General features: G+C 70.5%; 19 protein-coding genes. 10 read left to right on the forward strand and 9 right to left on the reverse strand.

Annotated elements, in window-relative coordinates; all coding sequences use genetic code 11:
• Window positions 1-73: 73 nt before the first annotated feature.
• Window positions 74-1864 (forward strand): lysine--tRNA ligase, encoded by a 1791-nt coding sequence (gene lysS / locus OG381_RS26620; RefSeq protein ID WP_327718593.1) that lies wholly within the window; start codon window positions 74-76, stop codon window positions 1862-1864.
• 70 nt (window positions 1865-1934) lie between these two features.
• On the opposite strand, the gene OG381_RS26625 is transcribed toward lysS, so the two are convergent.
• From OG381_RS26625 to OG381_RS26635, 3 genes are all read right to left on the reverse strand, one after another.
• Entirely contained in the window at window positions 1935-3203 is a 1269-nt protein-coding gene (locus OG381_RS26625) for a DUF2637 domain-containing protein (protein ID WP_327718594.1), read from the reverse strand.
• A 92-nt stretch (window positions 3204-3295) separates the two neighbouring features.
• A complete protein-coding gene (locus OG381_RS26630) occupies window positions 3296-4192 on the reverse strand; it encodes a DUF3558 family protein (protein WP_327718595.1) in 897 nt (298 codons plus the stop codon).
• Window positions 4193-4301: 109 nt separating this feature from the next.
• Window positions 4302-5126 carry a DUF3558 domain-containing protein gene (locus OG381_RS26635; protein WP_327718596.1) on the reverse strand — a complete coding sequence of 275 codons (825 nt, stop codon included), beginning with the start codon at window positions 5124-5126 and terminating at the stop codon, window positions 4302-4304.
• Window positions 5127-5311: 185 nt separating this feature from the next.
• Between OG381_RS26635 and OG381_RS26640 the strand changes: the two genes are divergently transcribed.
• Window positions 5312-6505: an RtcB family protein gene (locus OG381_RS26640; protein WP_327718597.1), complete on the forward strand. Its 1194-nt coding sequence runs from the start codon at window positions 5312-5314 to the stop codon at window positions 6503-6505.
• 41 nt (window positions 6506-6546) lie between these two features.
• On the opposite strand, the gene OG381_RS26645 is transcribed toward OG381_RS26640, so the two are convergent.
• The 3 genes from OG381_RS26645 to OG381_RS26655 are packed head-to-tail and all read right to left on the reverse strand — an operon-like array spanning window position 6547 to window position 8830.
• Window positions 6547-7812: a tyrosine-protein phosphatase gene (locus OG381_RS26645; protein WP_327718598.1), complete on the reverse strand. Its 1266-nt coding sequence runs from the start codon at window positions 7810-7812 to the stop codon at window positions 6547-6549.
• Between the two features lie 43 nt (window positions 7813-7855).
• On the reverse strand, window positions 7856-8053 hold the full coding sequence (locus OG381_RS26650) for a hypothetical protein (RefSeq protein WP_327718599.1): 198 nt from the start codon (window positions 8051-8053) through the stop codon (window positions 7856-7858).
• Complete coding sequence (locus OG381_RS26655) at window positions 8054-8830, reverse strand: SDR family NAD(P)-dependent oxidoreductase (protein ID WP_266823697.1); 777 nt, start codon at window positions 8828-8830, stop codon at window positions 8054-8056.
• 510 nt (window positions 8831-9340) lie between these two features.
• Here OG381_RS26655 and OG381_RS26660 point away from each other — a divergent pair.
• Window positions 9341-9775 (forward strand): ester cyclase, encoded by a 435-nt coding sequence (locus tag OG381_RS26660; RefSeq protein ID WP_327718600.1) that lies wholly within the window; start codon window positions 9341-9343, stop codon window positions 9773-9775.
• Window positions 9776-9787: 12 nt separating this feature from the next.
• Here OG381_RS26660 and OG381_RS26665 read toward each other — a convergent pair whose 3' ends face one another.
• Entirely contained in the window at window positions 9788-10123 is a 336-nt protein-coding gene (locus OG381_RS26665) for a YnfA family protein (RefSeq protein ID WP_327722563.1), read from the reverse strand.
• Window positions 10124-10255: 132 nt separating this feature from the next.
• Here OG381_RS26665 and OG381_RS26670 point away from each other — a divergent pair, with 132 nt between their 5' ends.
• Both OG381_RS26670 and OG381_RS26675 read left to right on the forward strand, forming a co-directional pair.
• Window positions 10256-10732 carry a hypothetical protein gene (locus tag OG381_RS26670; RefSeq protein ID WP_327718601.1) on the forward strand — a complete coding sequence of 159 codons (477 nt, stop codon included), beginning with the start codon at window positions 10256-10258 and terminating at the stop codon, window positions 10730-10732.
• A 97-nt stretch (window positions 10733-10829) separates the two neighbouring features.
• On the forward strand, window positions 10830-11315 hold the full coding sequence (locus OG381_RS26675) for a MarR family winged helix-turn-helix transcriptional regulator (protein ID WP_327718602.1): 486 nt from the start codon (window positions 10830-10832) through the stop codon (window positions 11313-11315).
• Window positions 11316-11343: 28 nt separating this feature from the next.
• On the opposite strand, the gene OG381_RS26680 is transcribed toward OG381_RS26675, so the two are convergent.
• Window positions 11344-11742 (reverse strand): winged helix-turn-helix transcriptional regulator, encoded by a 399-nt coding sequence (locus OG381_RS26680; RefSeq protein ID WP_307027500.1) that lies wholly within the window; start codon window positions 11740-11742, stop codon window positions 11344-11346.
• 141 nt (window positions 11743-11883) lie between these two features.
• Between OG381_RS26680 and OG381_RS26685 the strand changes: the two genes are divergently transcribed.
• Window positions 11884-12780, forward strand: coding sequence for an NADP-dependent oxidoreductase (locus OG381_RS26685; RefSeq protein WP_327718603.1), 897 nt, complete (start codon window positions 11884-11886; stop codon window positions 12778-12780).
• A gap of 82 nt (window positions 12781-12862) precedes the next feature.
• Here the strand turns inward: OG381_RS26685 and OG381_RS26690 are convergent, their stop codons facing one another.
• On the reverse strand, window positions 12863-14317 hold the full coding sequence (locus tag OG381_RS26690) for an MFS transporter (RefSeq protein ID WP_327718604.1): 1455 nt from the start codon (window positions 14315-14317) through the stop codon (window positions 12863-12865).
• Between the two features lie 109 nt (window positions 14318-14426).
• On the opposite strand from OG381_RS26690, the gene OG381_RS26695 reads away from it, so the two are divergent.
• From OG381_RS26695 to OG381_RS26710, 4 genes are all read left to right on the forward strand, one after another.
• Window positions 14427-15539, forward strand: coding sequence for an LLM class flavin-dependent oxidoreductase (locus tag OG381_RS26695; protein WP_327718605.1), 1113 nt, complete (start codon window positions 14427-14429; stop codon window positions 15537-15539).
• Complete coding sequence (locus OG381_RS26700; protein ID WP_327718606.1) at window positions 15536-16189, forward strand: CE1759 family FMN reductase; 654 nt, start codon at window positions 15536-15538, stop codon at window positions 16187-16189. The genes OG381_RS26695 and OG381_RS26700 overlap by 4 nt, the downstream gene beginning before the upstream one ends.
• Before the next feature lie 1087 nt (window positions 16190-17276).
• Window positions 17277-17993: a response regulator transcription factor gene (locus tag OG381_RS26705; RefSeq protein ID WP_327718607.1), complete on the forward strand. Its 717-nt coding sequence runs from the start codon at window positions 17277-17279 to the stop codon at window positions 17991-17993.
• Window positions 17994-19406 (forward strand): HAMP domain-containing sensor histidine kinase, encoded by a 1413-nt coding sequence (locus tag OG381_RS26710; protein ID WP_327718608.1) that lies wholly within the window; start codon window positions 17994-17996, stop codon window positions 19404-19406. It begins immediately after the preceding gene.
• The last annotated feature ends 148 nt before the right edge of the window (window positions 19407-19554 follow it).

Here is a 19554-nt window from a genome sequence, read left to right on the forward strand (position 1 = left end):
AAGGCGGCTGCGCCGCCTATCGGGGGCCGGTCCCTGATAAGGCGTTTTCCTTGTTGCCGACCTAGCTGGGAGAATGGGTGCGCCAGCCGTAGACCGTACCGGCTGCTTCAGGAGAGAAAGAAGGACGTGCCCCGTGGCTCAGAGCACCGAGACCACCGACTGGGTCTCCCGTTTCGCGGATGAGGTCATCGAGGAGTCGGAGCGTCGGGCCCCGGGCAAACCGGTCGTCGTCGCGTCCGGGCTGTCCCCCTCGGGGCCGATCCACCTCGGGAACCTGCGCGAGGTCATGACCCCGCACCTGGTCGCCGACGAGATCCGGCGCCGGGGCCTCCAGGTCCGGCACCTCATCTCCTGGGACGACTACGACCGTTACCGCAAGGTGCCGGCCGGCATCGTGGGCGTCGACGAGTCCTGGGCCGAGCACATCGGCAAGCCGCTGACCTCCGTGCCCGCGCCGAAGGGCTCGGCGTACCCGAACTGGGCCGAGCACTTCAAGGCCGCCATGGTCGAGGCGCTCGGCGAGCTCGGGGTCGAGTTCGACGGGATCAGCCAGACCGCGCAGTACACCTCCGGGGTGTACCGCGAGCAGATCCTGCACGCCATGAAGCACCGCGGTGACATCGACGCGATCCTCGAGCAGTACCGGACGAAGAAGGCGCCCCCGAAGAAGCAGCAGAAGCCCCTCGACGAGGCCGAGCTGGAGGCCGCGGAGGGGTCGGGAGCGGCGGACGAGGACGACGGCTCCTCCGGCAGCGCAGGCTACTTCCCGTACAAGCCGTACTGCGGCAACTGCGAGAAGGACCTGACGACCGTCACGGCGTACGACGACGACAGCACCGAGCTGACGTACACCTGCGACGTCTGCGGCTTCTCCGAGACCGTGCGGCTCAACGAGTTCAACCGCGGCAAGCTGGTCTGGAAGGTCGACTGGCCGATGCGGTGGGCGTACGAGGGTGTCGTCTTCGAGCCGAGCGGTGTCGACCACTCGTCCCCGGGGTCCTCCTTCCAGGTCGGCGGGCAGATCGTCGGGATCTTCGGCGGGAAGCAGCCCATCGGGCCCATGTACGCCTTCGTGGGGATCTCCGGGATGGCGAAGATGTCGTCGTCCAAGGGCGGTGTGCCCACGCCCGGCGACGCGCTCCAGATCATGGAGCCGCAGCTGCTGCGCTGGCTCTACGCCCGGCGCCGCCCCAACCAGTCCTTCAAGATCGCCTTCGACCAGGAGATCCAGCGGCTCTACGACGAGTGGGACAAGCTGGACGCCAAGGTCGCGGACGGCTCCGCGCTCCCCGCCGACATCGCCGCACACGCGCGTGCGGTGCGCACGGCAGGCGGCGAGCTGCCCCGCACGGCCCGGCCGCTGCCGTACCGGACCCTCGCGTCCGTCGCGGACATCACCGCCGGGCACGCGGACCAGGCGCTGCGGATCCTGTCCGAGCTCGACCCCTCGAACCCGCTGGGCTCGCTGGACGAGGCCCGGCCGCGGTACGACAAGGCCGAGGCCTGGATCAACACGCACGTTCCCGCCGACCAGCGGACCATCGTGCGGGACGAGCCGGACGTCGAACTCCTGAAGTCCCTCGACGAGGCGTCCGCGCAGTCCCTGCGCCTGCTGCTCGACGGGCTCGCCGAGCACTGGTCGCTCGACGGGCTGACCCATCTCGTCTACGGCGTGCCCAAGGTGCAGGCAGGGTTCTCCGCGGACGCGACGCCCAAGGAGCTGCCGCCGGAGATCAAGACCGCACAGCGGACGTTCTTCGCGCTGCTCTACCACCTGCTGGTGGGCCGTGACACCGGTCCCCGGCTGCCCACCCTGCTGCTGGCCGTGGGCCAGGAGCGGGTGCGGACCCTGCTCGGGGCGTAAAGGCCGGTTCTACGACGAGGGGGGCGCCCGGTGAATCACCGGGCGCCCCCCTCGTCGTACGCGATCGTGGTTACGCGATGTGGTCCTCTTCCAGTTCCGCGTTGTAGCGGTTCGTGAAGCGGTTGACCATGCGCTTGGACTCGTCCGGCGGAAGCATGAGGCTGAACTCCGCCTCGACGTTCTCGCTGAACTCGCGCGGGGTCGGATAGCCACTGCCGCTTATCGACTTCTTGAAGACCTGGTAGTACGACTCCTCGTCCGGCTCCGGACTGCCGCCGCCCTCACCGAGCTCCCGCGTGCGGCTGGGGCCCACCGGGATGGGGAAGCTGCCGGTCTCCTCCGAAGAGGGCTCCTCGTGGACCGGCCGCTGCTGTTGCTGGTACTGCTCGGCCTGCTGCTGCTCCGCGTACCACTGGGCGTACTGGTCCGGGTCGTACGCCGGGTCGTAGTCGCCCTGGTACTCGATCTGCTGGGGCGGAGCGAACCAGGGGCTCTCCTCCGGCACCTGCTCGTACTGCTCCTCGACCGGAGCCACCGCCTGCTGCGGGACGGGCGCGGCCTCCACGGCCCGCTGCTGCACCGGCGCCTCGACCTGCGGCGTCGGCACCGGCACCGGTACCGGCGCCGGCGCCGGAGGCAGCAGCGCGGGCTCGATGCCCGCCGCCGCCAGGCCCGCCGGAGCCGTCTCCGCCAGCGGCACCCCGTACCGCGCGAGCCTCAGCGGCATCAGGGACTCCACCGGAGCCTTCCGCCGCCAGGCACGGCCGAAGCGGGACCTCAGCCGCGCCTGATAGACCAGCCGCTCCTGCTCCAGCTTGATCACCTGCTCGTAGGAGCGCAGCTCCCACAGCTTCATGCGCCGCCACAGCAGGAACGTGGGCAGCGGGGAGAGCAGCCAGCGCGTGAGCCGGACACCCTCCATGTGCTTGTCTGCCGTGATGTCGGCGATCCGGCCGATCGCGTGCCGCGCGGCCTCGACCGAGACCACGAACAGGATCGGGATCACCGCGTGCATGCCCACGCCGAGCGGATCCGGCCACGCGGCCGCACCGTTGAAGGCGATCGTCGCCGCCGTCAGGAGCCACGCCGTCTGGCGCAGCAGCGGGAACGGGATGCGGATCCACGTCAGGAGGAGATCCAGGGCCAGCAGGACACAGATGCCCGCGTCGATGCCGATCGGGAAGACGTAACTGAAGTTCCCGAAGCCCTTTTGGAGGGCGAGTTCACGGACGGCCGCGTACGACCCCGCGAAGCCGATACCTGCGATGATCACGGCGCCGAACACGACGACGCCGATGAGAACGCGGTGCGTCCGGGTCAACTGCACTGGTGCGGCCACCCGTGATCCCCTCCCCTTGCGTGTTGTTGCGCGCAACAGAGTGGCACATGTGTGCGGCGCACGGGTGGCCGGTAGGGACCGTCAGCCCCTGTTCAGCTCTTCTTCGCAGCCGACTTGGACGGAGATGCGGACTTCGACGGGGACGCCGAGGGCGACTTGGAGGCCGACTTCGACGCCGACTCGGACGGAGACGGACTCGCCGCGCCCCCCGCACCCGTGCCGCCGCCCGCGTTCGCCTTCGCCACCGCGGCCACCGCCTCCTTGGCCGCCTTCTTCACCAGCTTGGCCAGGCTGTCCGCGCTCGGCGTCTTCTCGCCCGCCAGACCCGCCCCGTTGTAGTCGACGGTGACCACGACGTTCTCGACGCGCGTGACCAGCGTCTGCTGCTTGAAGGAGCCTTCCTTCTTCTTGAGGTCGTAGGTCACCAGCGTCGCCGCCTCGCCCGTACCGGTGACCGGCGCCGTCTTCGCGTTCTTCGCGCCGTCCACCGACTGGGCGTCCTGGACCTGCTTGTCGAAGTACTCCTGCGCCAGCTTGTCGCCCTCGCCGCGCGTGACGTCCGAGTCGAAACGGAGCAACGAGACGTTCAGCCAGCGGAACTGGGAGCCCTTGACGCCGTTGTTGTCGAGGCTCGACCAGGAGCAACTGCCCCGCGTCGCCACATCATCCGACTTGCCCTGCTTGCCGGACTTGGGCGCCTTCGGTACGAGATCGCCCAACGTGCCCTTGGACAGGGTGTCGCACGGGTCGGGAAGCGAGGCATACGTCGCCGCCTGCACCGTCGGCGACGCGCTCACGGACGCGGAGGCACCGGCGCCGGCGGCGGACTCCTTGCTCCCGGCGTCGTCCGAGCCGGAGTCCGAGGAACAGCCGGCCGCCACCAGCATCACCGGGACTGCCGCCGCGCCGAGAAGTACCCGGCTCAGGCGCCCCGCTCGCTTCCCACCCTGGTCTCGCTGTGCTGCTCGCTGCATGGTTCCTTCACTCATGACGCTGCTCGTGCTCCTGCGGTCGGCTCGGGTCCGAGGGGCCACGGTACGCGGTGAGGCAGCTGTGCGGCTCTGGTTCACCCGCTTTGCCGAGGCGCCCGAACGGCCCTCAACCCGCGAGCGCGTCGGCCAGCCGGGAGGCCACTTCCCGTGCCCTGTCCTGCATTTCCTCACTGTCCGGCACCACACCGACCGTCGCCGACTGCTCCTCGTACACGATCGTCACGATCACGTTGGACGTGCGGAACGCCACAGTCACCGTGCGCTGCCGAGCCGTCGAACCCGAGCTGCTGAGCTCGTCGTCCAGGAACGCCTCGTCGCCGACATCGTCGAGCAGCCGGGGCTGCAGATCGCTCGGAGTGGCGCTCGGAGAAGTGCTGGAGGAAGAGGGGGAAGACGAGGAAGAGGGCGAGGAGGAAGAGGACGAACTCGGGGTGGCGCTCACGTCGGAACTCACGTCGGACGTGCTCGACTCGGAGTCCGTGGGCTCCGGGAGGTCGGCGTCCTCCCGCTTCTCCGCGAACACCCCCTCCGCCTCACTGTCGTCGCTCGCGGCGTCGTACGACACCACCCGCTCCAGATCGACGAGCAGACGGTCCGTCGCGTCCGTCGACTCCACCTTCCAACGGCAGCCGACCTTGCGGTCCGTGTCGAACGTGACCGTCGGCTCCCCCTCGTACGCCTTCTCGCGCTGCGTCTCGTCCGTGATCTGCGGGATGCCGGGCAGGAGCGCGTCGAGCGTGCTCTGGCCGACCGCGGCGCAGGGCTCCGGGAGAGTGCGGTAGCGGCCGGGTTCGGCGGCGGCCGACGCGGTGCCGGCGTCGCCGGGGTTGGCGTCGTCCGTGATGCCGCCGTCGTCCGAGCCGCTGGTGCAGCCGGCCAGCAATGCCACGAGGAGCGCCGCGGCGCCGGGTACATAGGCCTTCCGCTGCACGGTCGGCTCCTCTCGCTGAGTGCGTGTTCCCGCTGCTTATTCGCTTGCCGGGCAGGGGTGACCCCTGGGCACCATGTGTATCGCACGCACAGCCGTGGACGCCGGTCCGTTGTCCTATTCGTTGATCTTGGCGCCGGTTTTGCGATCTGAGACTTTTATACAATTTCCGGGGGAATGAGGACGATATGTCGTACGTGGAGATGCCGGGCGCGAAGGTACCGATCCGCATGTGGGCCGACCCGGCGTCGGTCGAGGACGTGGCGCTCCAGCAGCTGCGCAACGTCGCGACCCTGCCGTGGATCAAGGGCCTGGCCGTGATGCCGGACGTGCACTACGGGAAGGGGGCGACGGTCGGGTCGGTCATCGCCATGCAGGGGGCCGTTTGTCCTGCGGCGGTGGGGGTGGACATCGGGTGCGGGATGTCGGCCGTCAAGACGTCTCTGACCGCCAATGATCTGCCGGGGGACCTTTCCCGGCTGCGGTCGAAGATCGAGCAGGCCATTCCGGTGGGGCGGGGGATGCATGACTCCGCCGTTGAGCCTGGGCGGTTCCATGGGCTTGCGACTGCGGGGTGGGAGGAGTTCTGGGGGCGGTTCGATGGGGTCGCCGAGGCGGTGAAGTTCCGGCGGGAGCGGGCCGGTTTGCAGATGGGGACGCTCGGAGCCGGGAATCACTTCTGTGAAGTTTGCGTAGATATGTCCGGTTCGGTGTGGCTCATGCTCCACTCCGGCTCCCGGAACATCGGCAAGGAACTCGCTGAGCACCACATCGGCATTGCTCAGAAGCTCCCGCACAACCAGGGCCTGATCGACCGTGACCTCGCCGTCTTCATCGCGCAGACCCCGCAGATGGCGGCGTACCGCAACGATCTGTTCTGGGCGCAGGAGTACGCGAAGTACAACCGCACGATCATGATGGCGCTCCTCAAGGACGTGATCCGCAAGGAGTTCAAGAAGGCGAAGCCGGCCTTCGAGGCGGAGATCAGCGCGCACCACAACTACGTCTCGGAAGAGCGGTATGACGGGATGGACCTGCTCGTGACCCGCAAGGGCGCGATCCGGGCCGGTTCCGGCGAGTACGGCATCATCCCGGGCTCCATGGGCACGGGGTCGTACATCGTGAAGGGTCTCGGCAACGAGAAGGCCTTCAACTCGGCCTCGCACGGCGCCGGTCGGCGTATGAGCCGCAACGCCGCCAAGCGGCGCTTCTCGACGAAGGACCTGGAGGAGCAGACGCGGGGCGTGGAGTGCCGTAAGGACTCCGGCGTCGTGGACGAGATTCCGGGCGCGTACAAGTCGATCGACCAGGTCATCGACCAGCAGCGGGACCTGGTGGAGGTCGTCGCGAAGCTGAAGCAGGTCGTCTGCGTGAAGGGCTGACGCAAGGGCCCGAGCCGTGGTGGCTCGGGCCCTTCGCCATGTCACCGGAGTGCCTTCTCCAGCAAGGTCACCGCGTACGGGCTGCCCAAGCCGCCGTCCTTTGTGGGCTGTTCGCCTACGACCGTGTAGCCCGCGGACTCGTAGTACGTGCGGAGGCGGGGGTTGGTGGACAGGCAGTCCAGGCGGGCGTAGGGGCGGGCGGACTGTGTGATGCGGGATTCCGCGTGGGTCAGGAGTTGGCGGCCGGTGTGGGGCGGGGCCGTGTGGGGGGTTGTCATCAGGCGGTGGATGTAGCCGGCGTCGGAGGGGTGGGGGCCCCAGGCCGCCTCGTCGGTCCACCAGAGTTCGTAGGCGCCGGCCAGGGTGTCGCCTGTGTGGGCCAGCCAGACCTCGCCCTCCTGCATGCGGGTGAGGAAGTGGGCCTCGGTCTTCTCCTGGGGCTTCCACTGGTCGATTCCTCTGGCCAGCATCCACAGGGAGACCGAGTCGCGCAGGTGGACCAGGGTCATCGCGTCCGCCGGGGTCGCCCTTCGGTAGGTGAGGGGCGCCCAGGTCGACGGGGCCGGTTCCAGGAGGTTGTCGCGGAGCTTTGCGGTGAGGGCTTCGGCGTCCAGGCCCAGGGCCTTCGTGACGTAGCCCTCCACCGAGCCGTAGCGCGAGTTGAGGGATCGCAGGAACAGGCGCATCACCGACTCGGGGGCGCGGGCGAAGGCCGGCCAGGTCGGGGTTCTGCCCTCGTTCCTCGCCCGCCAGTCCGCCAGGAGGGACGCGGTGGCCAGTTCCGTGAGGCTGAAGTCCTCGATGATCGTGCGCTCGTCGACGCCGAGCAAGGAGAGGATCAGGGCTGCCAGTTCGCCCGTGCGGTCCTTGCCGGATGCGCAGTGGAAGGCCAGGGGGGTGTCGGACTGCGCTGATTCCGCGACCAGTTCCAGGGCCTGGCGGATTTCCTTCGTGCCGTCCTCGGCGACTTCCATGAAGCGTTCGGCGAGGTAGGGGCCGGGGTCGATGTCGGGGCCCAACGCCGCCTGGTTGTAGGGGCGGTGCTCGATGCTGAGGTGGTGGTAGGTGAAGGAGTCGTCCCGCGGGATGCGGCCCCTGGCCTCGATCTCCCAGTCGTGGCGCAGGTCGATCACCGTGCGGATGCCCAGGGAGAGGAAGCGGGACCAGTCCGGGGTGTCACGGGTCAACTTGCCCAGGGAGTCGGCGCGGTAGAGCCTTCGCGGGCGGATCCTGCGGCCGTCGGCGGCCCGGTAGCCGCCGAGATCGCGGACGTTGTGCAGGGCGTCGAAGCGTACGTGTCTGTCCACGGGCAGCGACCATATGCGGTCACTGCCCGTCCTGACCTGGCATTTACTTCGCGTGTGTCACCGCGTAGATCATCACGAAGGCCACGATGTGGATGCCGAAGAGGAAGTACGCGAGGTAGTACCAGACGAACCGTTCGCGCTTCTTCTCCAGTGCGAGGTGCCGACGGTCGGACTCGTCATCGAGGTCGACGGGATCGCCGGGATCGCCGGGGTCGACGGGGTCGCCGGGGCCGTCGGGCATCTACAGCTCCCTGTGAACCTTCGTGTTCGACGCCTGTGCGCGGGGGCGCAGGACCAGGAGGTCGACGTTGACGTGGTGGGGGCGGGTGACGGCCCAGGTGATCGTCTCCGCGACGTCGTCGGCCGTCAGGGGCTCGGCGACACCCTCGTAGACCTTCTCCGCCTTCTCCTTGTCGCCGCCGAAGCGGGTCACGGCGAACTCGTCCGTCTTCACCATGCCGGGCGCGATCTCGATGACGCGGACCGGCTGGCCGACGATCTCCAGACGGAGGGTCTCGGCGAGGACGTGGGCGCCGTGCTTGGCGGCGACGTAACCGGCGCCGCCCTCGTAGGTGCCGTGGCCCGCGGTGGAGGAGACGACGACCACCGTGCCGTCGCCGCTCGCGACCAGCTTGGGCAGGAGGGCCTGGGTGACGTTCAGGGTGCCGAGGACGTTCGTCTCGTACATCGAACGCCAGTCGGCCGGGTCGCCGGTCGCGACCGGGTCGGCGCCGAGCGCGCCGCCGGCGTTGTTGACCAGGACACCGATCGTCCGGAAGGCCGACGCGAACTCGTCGACCGCGGCGCGGTCCGTGACGTCCAGCTGGTACGCCGTCGCCTGGCCGCCGGACGCGTTGATCTCCGCCTCCAGCGCCTCGATGCGGTCCTTGCGGCGGGCGGTCAGGACGACGCGGTACCCCGCGGCGGCGAGCTGTCGGGCCGTGGCGGCGCCGATTCCGCTGCTCGCACCGGTGACGACGGCGATGCGGGAGGCGGCGGACGGGGCGGCGGTGGCCATGGGCTGCTCCTCGGGCGTGCGTACGAATGGCTGCCGCCAGGATAGGCGGGCGGGGCGGGGAGGGGTTTCTGGTCTCAGCCAGCGGTCCGGTGGGGGACGGGGGCCGGGGTGGGTTGGGAGGGGTGGGGGCTGGGGGTCGGTGTCGCCGGGGGGTGTGGTCTCGGCCGGAGGTGATGTCGCCGGGGCCGGTGTGGGCTGGAGGTGTGGGGTCGGTTGGGGGGTGCGGTCTCGGTCAGTGGTCCGGTCGCGGTCAGCGGTCCGGTGGTGGCCGGGGGTCGGTGTGGGCTGGGGTGTGGGGTCCGGCCGGGGGCCGGTCTCGGGCCGTGGTTCGGTGTCGGCCGGGTTCGGTGTGGGCTGGGGGCGGTCTCGGGCAGTGGTTCGCGGTCGGCTCGTGGGTCGGGCTCAGTTTGTGGGCGGGTGTCGGGTCGGGGCTGGGTGCGGCCGACCGACCGGTTCGGGCTGTGCGTGGGAAAATTGAGGTGGGTGGTCCTCTGGTGGTGGAGGTGGATCATGGGTGGAGCGCGAGAGGTCATGGATCGGCTTACCGAGGCGCTGACTGCGCATCCGGATGTCAAGGCGATCGGGGAGCTGTACGCGGAGGACGCGGTCGCGTACACGCCGGACGAGGGGGAGATCCACGGGCGGGACAACATCGTCGAGTACTGGCGGCACATGACGGACGCGGTGCCGGATGCGATGTTCGAGACGTTGTACGCCTGTGAGGTCGGCGACACGGCCATCGATGAAGGGGTCTTCAGCGGGCGGAACACGGGTCCGATCGTGCTGCCTTCCGGGGAGTCGCTTCCCGCGACGCAGAAGGAGATCAGGATTCGCGGGGTGGATCTCGCGACCGTGCGGGACGGCCGGATCGTCAGTTACCGGCTCTACTTCGACCAGATGGAGTTCCTGGGGCAGCTGGGGCTGCTGCCCGAAGACGCCGGGTGAGGCTCCCGCTGCTCAGTTGCCCCGCGGCGCCCACATGATCACCGCCATGCCCGCGAGGCAGACCAGCGCGCCCGTGATGTCCCAGCGGTCGGGGCGGTAGCCGTCCGCGACGGCGCCCCACAGGATCGAACCGGCGACGAAGATCCCGCCGTACGCGGCGAGGATGCGGCCGAAGTGGGCGTCGGGCTGGAAGGTGGCGACGAAACCGTAGGCACCGAGGGCCAGCACGCCGCCGGCCATCCACAGCCAGCCCCGGTTCTCCCGTACGCCCTGCCAGACCAGCCAGGCACCGCCGATCTCGAAGAGGGCGGCGACGACGAAGAGGGCGGCCGAGCGCAGGACGAGCATGCCGCGCAGCCTGCCATATGGGTCCACGTCACCTGGCCATACGGGTCCAGTCACCTGTTGGAGGGCGCCTGTCGCCCGCTCCGCGTGGGATACATCCGACGGTATGGCCACGCTGGAGTGAGGAGTGCCGGTATGCGGGTTGTTGCTGTGTGCGTCGCGGCCGTGCTGGCCGTCGGCGGGGTGGCGCCGGGGGCTTTCGCGGGGACGGGGGACTTTCCGGGGGACCCCGAGGCCGATCTGGCCTATCACGGTGCCGTCGCCATGGCCGCGGGCCAGGTGGAGGTGCGGTTCACGCCGCGGAATCACGGGCCGTCGGCGGTGCCCGACGCGACGGTGCGGCTGCGCTGGTCGGAGCCGTTGGCGAACCGGCAGCTGCTGCCGGAGGGGTGCGCGCGGTCGGGCGTGAGGGTGGTGTTGTGCCGGGTCGGCGCGCTGGACGCGGACGGGCTGGGCGACCAGATCGGCTTGCGGCTGCGGCTGAGGGGCGAGCCGGCCGAGGCCCTGCTGGAGATCGACACGGTGTGGAGCGGCGGTGTGGTGGACCGGAACCACTTGAACGACCGCCAGCGGGTGCTGGTCCTGGACACGGGCGACACGTACTACTTCTGACCGCGGACGGATGGGAGGGTGTGTGGATGGGAGGGTGCGCGGGTGGGCGGCTCCCTTCCGATCTTCCTTCCCATCGGCCGCGTCGTACGATCTCTGCATGGTGCAGGTGGAGGGCGGCGCGGCGCGAGAGCGGTTGCTCGAGGAGTTGGGGACCGTTTCTCGGCGGTACATGGCCTCTTACGCTCTCTTCAACCAGGCCTTCGCCGATCATCTGGGGCTGCATCCGACCGATCTGCAGTGCCTGAATCTGCTTGCCCTGGAAGGCGGGCCGGTGACCACCGGGCGGGTCGCCGAGCTGACGGGGCTGACCACCGGGTCGGCCACGCGGCTGGTGGACCGGCTGGAGCGGGCCGGGTACGCGGTACGGGAGCGGGACGTGGCGGACCGGCGGCGGGTGCTGGTGGCCACCGTGCCGGAGAAGCTCGCCGAACTGACGCGGGTGTGGGACCGGCTGGGGGGCGGATACAACGTCCTCTTCGACGACCTCGGTGACGGTCAACTCGCCCTGATCATCGAGCACATGCGGCGTACGACGCGGTTCAGCGCCGAGCAGGTCGAGCGGCTGCGCTCCGGGGACGTCTAGTCGGTCGGTCGCCGGCCAGCGAGTCCGTTCAGTCCGTGGTGTCGTAGCGCTCGCGGGCCTGGTGGACCTCTTCGATGTGGGTCTCCGCCCAGTCCTTCACCGCGGTCAGGAGTACGGCCAGGCTGTGGCCGAGCGGGGTGAGTTCGTAGTCGACGCGGACGGGGACGGACGGGGTGACCGTGCGGACGAGGATGCCGTCGCGTTCCAGTGAGCGCAGGGTCTGCGTGAGCATCTTGGGGCTGACGCCGGCGATCTTGCGGGTGAGGTCGCTGTAGCGCATCGGGCCGGTGGAGAGGGCCGAGACGACGAGGCTGACCCACTTGTCGCTGAGGCGGTCCAGGAGCTGGTTGGTCGGGCAGCCGCGGATGAACGCGTCGTACTCGACACGGGCCTGCTCGCGCCGCTGGGCCGCGGTCAGGGTCGGCATGGCTCACCTCCGGGATGCTTACGCACTTCCAGGTAACTACTTACTTATAGATAGTAACTCTTCCTAGGGTTGTTGGCAGGAGAGGGGGTTCCGCACAAGTGGGGAACCCCCGCAAACGCCAATAAAACCAGGAGACTTGGCATGCGTGCTGTTGTGGTGAACGCGTTCGGTGGGCCCGAGGCCGTGGAGGTCGTGGAGGCCGAGGTGCCCGAGCCCGCCGCGCGACAGATTCGGATCAAGGTGGCGGCGGCCACGCTGAACCCGGTGGACGCGGGGGTGCGGCAGGGCGTCTTCGGGGGCGCGGGCAAGCAGCTCGGGCTCGGGTGGGACGTCGCCGGGACGGTGGACGCCGTCGGGGTCGCGACCGCGTGGAACGTGGGGGACGAGGTGGTCGGGCTCGACTACGGCATGGTCGCGCCGCTGGGCACGCACGCCGAGTACGTCGTCCTGGACACGGACGCGGTCGCGCGGGCGCCGAGGACGGTCGACGCCGTACACGCGGCGACGCTTCCGCTGAACGCCCTGACCGCCGTACAGGCCCTGGATCTAGCGGAGTTGACGGAGGGGCAGTCCCTGCTGGTGACCGGTGCGGCGGGTGCGGTCGGGGGGTTCGTCATCCAGCTCGCCTCCCGGCGGGGGATTTCGGTGACCGGGCTCGCGCGGGAGGGGGACGAGGAGCTCGTACGGTCCCTGGGGGCCGCCCACTTCACTTCCGGTGCGGTGGAGGCGGGGGCCTTCGACGGCGTACTGGACGCGGCGGTGCTGGGGGAGGCGGCGCTGGAGTGGGTGCGGGACGGGGGTGTGTATGTCGGGGTCATTCCGCAGGCTCAGCCGGCGTCGGTGCGGGGAGTTCGGACGGTGGCCGTCGAGGTGAGTGCGGATGGGGCGCGGCTCGGTGAGCTGGTCGGGTTGGTCGAGGAGGGGGTGCTGACGTTGCGGGTGGCGGAGACGTTTCCGTTGGAGGAGGCGGTGAAGGCGCATGTGCGGCTCGCCGAGGGTGGGGTGCGGGGGCGGGTGGTGTTGGTGCCGGGCGCCTAGGGGGGTGGTGGGGACTGCTGGGTGGCGGGTGCGGGTTCGTCGTGGCTTGTCGCGCAGTTCCCCGCGCCCCTCAAGAAACGGCTCAGTGGTGTTGGTCCTCCTGCGCCCTGCGGGGCAGTAGGCCCACCAGCGGCAGGCACAGGGTGAGCGCTGCTGTGACCGTGATGAGGCTGACCGTGGTGGCGTGGGTCGTGTCGCCCGTCGTCTGGAAGTAGACCGTGGTCACCGCTGCCGCTCCGATCGCGTTGGCCAGTTGCTGTACGGCGTTGAGCGAGCCGCTCGCGCTGCCCGCCTCCGCCGGGGCGATGTCGCCGATCGTGATGTCGTAGACCGTGCCGAAGCAGGTGCCCATGCCGATGCCGAGGATCAGCAGGGGTGGGACGAGGGCCCAGGTTCCGGTGTGGGTGCCGGAGTTGTGGATCAGCAGGGTCAGGTAGGCGCAGCCTGCGATGAGGGTCAGGAGGCCGGCGGGGATGAGGCGGCGGCCGTGGGTGTGGATCAGGCCGTGGCAGGCGATCGAGGCGATGACGATGCCGACGGTCAGGGGGATCAGGGCGAGCGCGGTGCCGGTGGGGGAGCGGCCGAGGCCCTGTTGGAGGAAGAGGGAGAGGACGTAGAGGAGGCCGGCGGTCGCGGCGAACGCGACGATGCCGAGGGCCAGGCCCGCCGCGAAGCCGCGGTTGTGGAGCAGGGTCGGTTCGATGAGTGGGTGGGGGGCGGTGCGCTGGCGGTGGCTGAAGGCGGCGAAGAGGGCGAGGCCGATGGCCAGGAGGATCAGTGGCCGACTGGTCCAGCCACTCGCCGAGCCGTCGATCAGGCCGCCCAGCAAACCGAGCAGCGCGCCGGTGAGCAGTACGGCCCCGCGGACGTCGACGGAGACGGTCCGGTCGCCCGGGTCGCGCGGCAGCAGGCGGGCGGCGGCGAGCAGGGCGGCGCCGCCGAGCAGCAGGTTGATCAGGAACATGGGGCGCCAGCCGAGGCCCAGGACGTCGGCGTCGACGAGGAACCCGGCGAGGATCGGGCCGCCCACCGCGGACAGTCCCATCGCGGGCCCGAACAGGCTGAACGCCTTGCCGATCTGGTCGCGGGGCCAGGTGGCGCCGAGGATGCCGAAGCCCTGCGGGATGACGAGGGCCCCGAAGGCGCCCTGGGCGAGCCGGGCGACGACCAGCGTCGTGGGGTCGGGAGCGAGCCCGCAGGCCAGTGAGGCCACCACGAACCCGGCGAGCCCGAGCAGGAAGAGCCGGCGGCGGCCGTATCGGTCGCCGAGCCGTCCGCCGGGGACGAGCAGTACGCCGAGGGCGAGTGCGTAGGAGGCGCCGAGCCACTGGACGAGACCGGGGCCGCCGCCGAGGTCCGCGGTGATCGTCGGGGCGGCGATGTTGGTGATCGTGGCGTCGAGGAGGTCGAGGACGTCCGCGGCGAGGATCACGGCCAGGATCGCCCAGCGGGTGCGGGCGGGGAGGGGCGGTTTCCCGCGCCCTTCCTCTGCGTCTGCGCCGTCCGTGTCGTCTGCGTCATGCAATATCTGCGTCACGCAGACAAATATGAGGCCGGGAGTGTTGGTGGGTCAAGTGGAATAACGGGGCGGGGGTGCTCGTTCAGCGGTATAGTTGAACGGTCAACAACCTGGAGGGTGAGCGACCATGCAGTTCGGGATCTTCAGCGTCGGCGATGTCACGCCGGACCCCACCACAGGCCGGACGCCGACCGAACGCGAGCGCATCAAGGCCATGGTCGCCATCGCGCTGAAGGCCGAGGAAGTGGGCCTCGACGTCTTCGCGACCGGCGAGCACCACAACCCGCCCTTCGTGCCCTCGTCGCCGACCACGATGCTCGGCTACGTCGCCGCGCAGACCGAGAGGCTGATCCTCTCGACCTCCACCACCCTCATCACCACGAACGACCCGGTGAAGATCGCCGAGGACTTCGCGATGCTCCAGCACCTGGCCGACGGCCGGGTGGACCTGATGATGGGCCGCGGCAACACCGGCCCGGTGTATCCGTGGTTCGGCAAGGACATCCGCGACGGCATCGGCCTCGCCATCGAGAACTACGCCCTGCTGCGCCGCCTGTGGCGGGAGGACGTCGTGAACTGGGAGGGGAAGTTTCGTACGCCGCTCCAGGGCTTCACCTCCACCCCCCGCCCCCTGGACGGCGTACCGCCCTTCGTCTGGCACGGCTCCATCCGCTCGCCCGAGATCGCCGAGCAGGCCGCGTACTACGGCGACGGCTTCTTCCACAACAACATCTTCTGGCCGGCCGACCACACCAAGCGGATGGTCGAGCTGTACCGGAGCCGGTACGCGCACTACGGCCACGGCACGCCCGAGCAGGCGATCGTGGGACTCGGCGGGCAGATCTTCATGCGGAAGAACTCCCAGGACGCGATACGCGAGTTCCGCCCCTACTTCGACGTCGCGCCGGTCTACGGACACGGGCCGTCCCTGGAGGACTTCACCGACCAGACCCCGCTGACCGTGGGCTCCCCGGAACAGGTCATCGAGAAGACGCTCGGCTTCCGCGAGTACGCCGGCGACTACCAGCGCCAGCTGTTCCTGGTGGACCACGCCGGGCTGCCGCTGAAGACCGTCCTGGAACAGATCGACATGCTGGGCGAGGAGGTCGTTCCAGTGCTGCGCGAGGAGTTCGCGAAGGGCCGCGCGAAGGATGTCCCCGAGGCGCCGACCCACGCGTCGCTGCTCGCCGAAGTGAAGGCCGGAGTGACGGCCGAGGAGAAGAAGGGGACCGTCGTATGAAGCTCGTCGTCGTCTCTGCGGGACTGAGCGTGCCGTCCTCCACGCGACTGCTGGCCGACCGGCTGGCGGCGGCCGTGGAGCGGCTCGCTCCGACCGAGGTGCAGGTCGTCGAGGTCCGCGACCTCGCCGTGGCGATCGCCAACCACCTCACCAGCGGGTTTCCCGGGCGTACTCTCGCCGCCGCGCAGGACGCCGTGGCCGGGGCGGACGCGCTGATCGTCGTCACTCCGGTGTTCTCGGCGTCGTACAGCGGGCTCTTCAAGTCGTTCTTCGACGTCCTCGACAAGGACGCGCTGGCCGGGAAGCCGGTGCTGATCGCGGCGACCGGCGGCAGTGCGCGGCACTCCCTGGTGCTGGACCACGCGTTGCGGCCGCTCTTCTCCTATCTGCGGGCCGTCGTCGTGCCGACCGGGGTGTACGCCGCCTCGGAGGACTGGGGCGCGGAGGGGCTGGACGGGCGGATCGAGCGGGCGGCGGGGGAACTGGTGGCGCTGCTGCCGGAGGATCGTCCGGAGGCCAGGGTGGTTGTGTCGGGGGCGTCGGCGTCGGGGACGTCGGTGACTTCGGCCAAGGCCAGGGACTGCTTCGAGGTGGTCCCGTTCGCCGAGCAGCTGGCGGCGCTGTCGCCGACGGGGGCGGCGGGGGTCTGAGGGGTGGGCGGCTCGGCGGCTGGGTGGCTCGGTGGTTCGACCACTCGGTGGCACGGTGGCTGGGTCCCTTGGCGTCGGTCGCCTGGTCGCCCGGGCACTCGGTCACCTGTTAACCCGGTCGTTTGGTGGCTGGGTCGCTTGGTGGTTCGGCCTCTCGGGCACCCGGCCTCTCGGGCACCCGGCCGCTCGGCCTCTCGGGCACCCGGCCTCTCGGGCACCCGGCCACTCGGGCCCAGTGGCTCGGTGGCTGGGCCCCTTGGTGACTGGGTCGCCTGGTCACCCGGCCACTCGGTCACCTGCTCACCCGACCACTGGCTGGCTGGGTCTCTTGGTGGCTCGGCCACTCGGCCATTGGATCACCTGGTCACCCGGCAACTCGGTCACCTGGCCGCTCGGTGGCTGGGCCACTTGGTGGTTCGGCCACTCGGCCACCCAGCACCCGGCGCCTGGTCACCCGGCCGCTCGGTCACCCGGCACCTGGCCACCAGACCACCCGCTCACCCGGCCACTCGGCCACCCAGCACCCGGCGCCTGGTCACCTGGCCACCAGACCACCCGCTCACCCGGCCACTCGGCCACCCAGCACCCGGCGCCTGGTCACCTGGCCACCAGACCACCCGCTCACCCGGCCACTCGGCCACCCAGCACCCGGCGCCTGGTCACCCGGCCACCAGACCACCCGCTCACCCGGCCACTCGGCCACCCAGCACCCGGCGCCTGGTCACCTGGCCACCAGACCACCCGCTCACCCGGCCACTCGGCCACCCAGCACCCGGCGCCTGGTCACCCGGCCACCAGACCACCCGCTCACCCGGCCACTCGGCCACCCAGCACCCGGCGCCTGGTCACCCGGCCACCCGGCCGCTCGGTCACCCGGCGCCTGGTCACCCGGCCACCCGCTCACCCGCTCACCCGGCCACCCGGCCACCCGCTCACCCGGCCACCCGCTCACCCGCTCACCCGGTGGTGAGAAGAGCGTTGGTGTACGCCCGTCGGTTGCCTCTGTGACGGTGAGAGCCGGGTAATAAGGCTGATCGTCGGCCCGCTCACCCGGCTGAACCGGCGACGGTGTTGGCAGTATGGGGACGTGCCTCAGACCGTGCTGCTCGCCGAAGACGACCGCGCCATCCGTCACGCCCTGGAGCGAGCCCTGACCCTGGAGGGTTACCGGGTCACCGCGGTCGCCGACGGTGTCGAGGCGCTGGCGCAGGCCCACCGCACCCCGCCCGACGTGCTCGTGCTGGATGTGATGATGCCGGGCATCGACGGGCTCCAGGTCTGCCGGGTGCTGCGCGCCGAGGGCGACCGGACGCCGATCCTGATGCTGACCGCGCTCGTGGAGACCCAGGACCGGATCGCCGGCCTGGACGCGGGCGCCGACGACTACGTTCTCAAGCCCTTCGACGTCGAGGAGGTCTTCGCCCGCCTGCGCGCCCTGCTGCGCCGCACCGGCGGGACGGGCGGGGGCGCCCCCGTCGAGGCGCCCAAACAGCCGGTGCCGGAGCGGTACCTGGAGGCGGCCGGGCTGAAGATGGACCCGCAGGCGCGGCGGGCCTGGCGGGACGGGCGGGAGCTGGAGCTGACCCGTACCGAGTTCGAGCTGCTGGAACTGCTGGTGCGCAACAGCGGGATCGTCCTCGACCACTCCACGATCTACGACCGGATCTGGGGGTACGACTTCGGGCCGGGCTCCAAGAACCTCGCCGTCTACGTCGGGTATCTGCGCCGCAAGCTCGACGAGCCGGGCGCCCCGCAGCTGATCCACACGGTGCGGGGCGTGGGTTACGTGCTGCGGGCGGACTGAGTGGGCCGCCTCGCGCGGTTGCTGCGCAGACGCCGGCCCGGCCTTGTCTCGCTCGCGACCACGTTCGCGGTGTCCTTCGCGGCGGTCACGGCCGCCGTCACCGTTCTCGTCGGGATCCTGTCGTACGGGGCCGCCGCCCGCCTGGTCCGGGTGGACCAGCAGTCCGTGTTCGACGAGGTCGTGCAGGATCTGCGGGACGAGGTGCGGGACCACAGGATGACGCCGGAGGACTTCTCCTCCTCGGAGCCCGGCCACGACCTGGTCCGTCCGGCCCGTACCGATGTGCAGGTGCTGGGGGCGGACGGCTCCGTCGTCGACCCCGGCAGTCCCGGGCTGCCCGTCGTCGCCGCCGACCGGCTCGTCGCGGCGGCCAAGAAGGCGGGGCGGCTGGCCGAGCACAAGGACGTCGACGTCGGCAGCGACGTCTACCGGGTCGCGACCGTCTCCCTCGGCGGCGGCCGGGGCGCGGTGCAGGTCGCGCAGGAGTTCAGCGACACCGAGGACCTGCTGCGGGCGCTCCAGCAACGCACCCTGATCCTGATGGCGGCCGTGGTGGTCGGGGCCGGACTGTTCGGCTGGTGGCTGGCCCGGCGCATCACCCGCCGCCTGGTGATCCTCACCTCGGCGGCGGAGGACGTCGCCCGCACCCGCCGCCTCGGTATCCAGGTGCCGGTGACGGGGTACGACGAGGTGGGCCGCCTCGGTCGGGCCTTCGACCGCATGCTGGGCCGGCTGGCGCAGTCGGAGGAGGACCAGCGCCGTCTGGTCCAGGACGCGGGGCACGAGCTGCGGACGCCGCTGACCTCCCTGCGTACCAACATCTCGCTGCTGCGGCGGATCGACGAACTGCCGCCCGAGACCCGCGCCGAACTGGTCGCCGACCTCGGCCAGGAGGCCCGCGAACTGACCGACCTGGTCAACGAGTTGGTCGATCTCGCGGCCGGCCAGTCCGACAACGAGCCGCCGCAGCGGGTGGACCTCGCCGACATCGCGGAGGACGTGGCGGGGCTCGCGCGGCGCCGCACCGGGCGCGAGGTGGTGGTCCGGGTGAGCGGGGACACGACGACCGACGGCCGGCCGGGCATGCTGACGCGCGCGGTGTCCAACCTCGTGGAGAACGCGGCGAAGTTCGACCGCGCGGGCCGCGCCCCGATCGAGATCACGGTGACCGGCCCCGCCCGCCCGGGCACCGTCCGGGTGGAGGTCCTGGACCGGGGCCCCGGCATCACCGAAGCGGACCTGATCCGCATCTTCGACCGCTTCTACCGGGCCGCCGACGCCCGCTCCCTCCCCGGCTCGGGCCTGGGCCTGTCGATCGTCCGCGAGGTGGCCCTGGCCCACGGCGGAGCCCCGTTCGCACTCCGGAGGGACGGCGGCGGCTCGGCGATCGGCTTCACGGTGGGCGGGGACTGAGGGCGAGGGGCAGGGCGGGCGGGGCAGGGCAGCGGGGATTGGCAGATCTGTCCCACACCTGACGGCAAAACCCCAGGTCGCCGTCGCCCGGCGTGGGACACATCTGCCAGTCACTGGCTTATGGAGCGTCTACGGTGAGCAGGTATGG

The organism is Streptomyces sp. NBC_00490, assembly GCF_036013645.1.
Lineage (GTDB): Bacteria > Actinomycetota > Actinomycetes > Streptomycetales > Streptomycetaceae > Streptomyces > Streptomyces canus_F.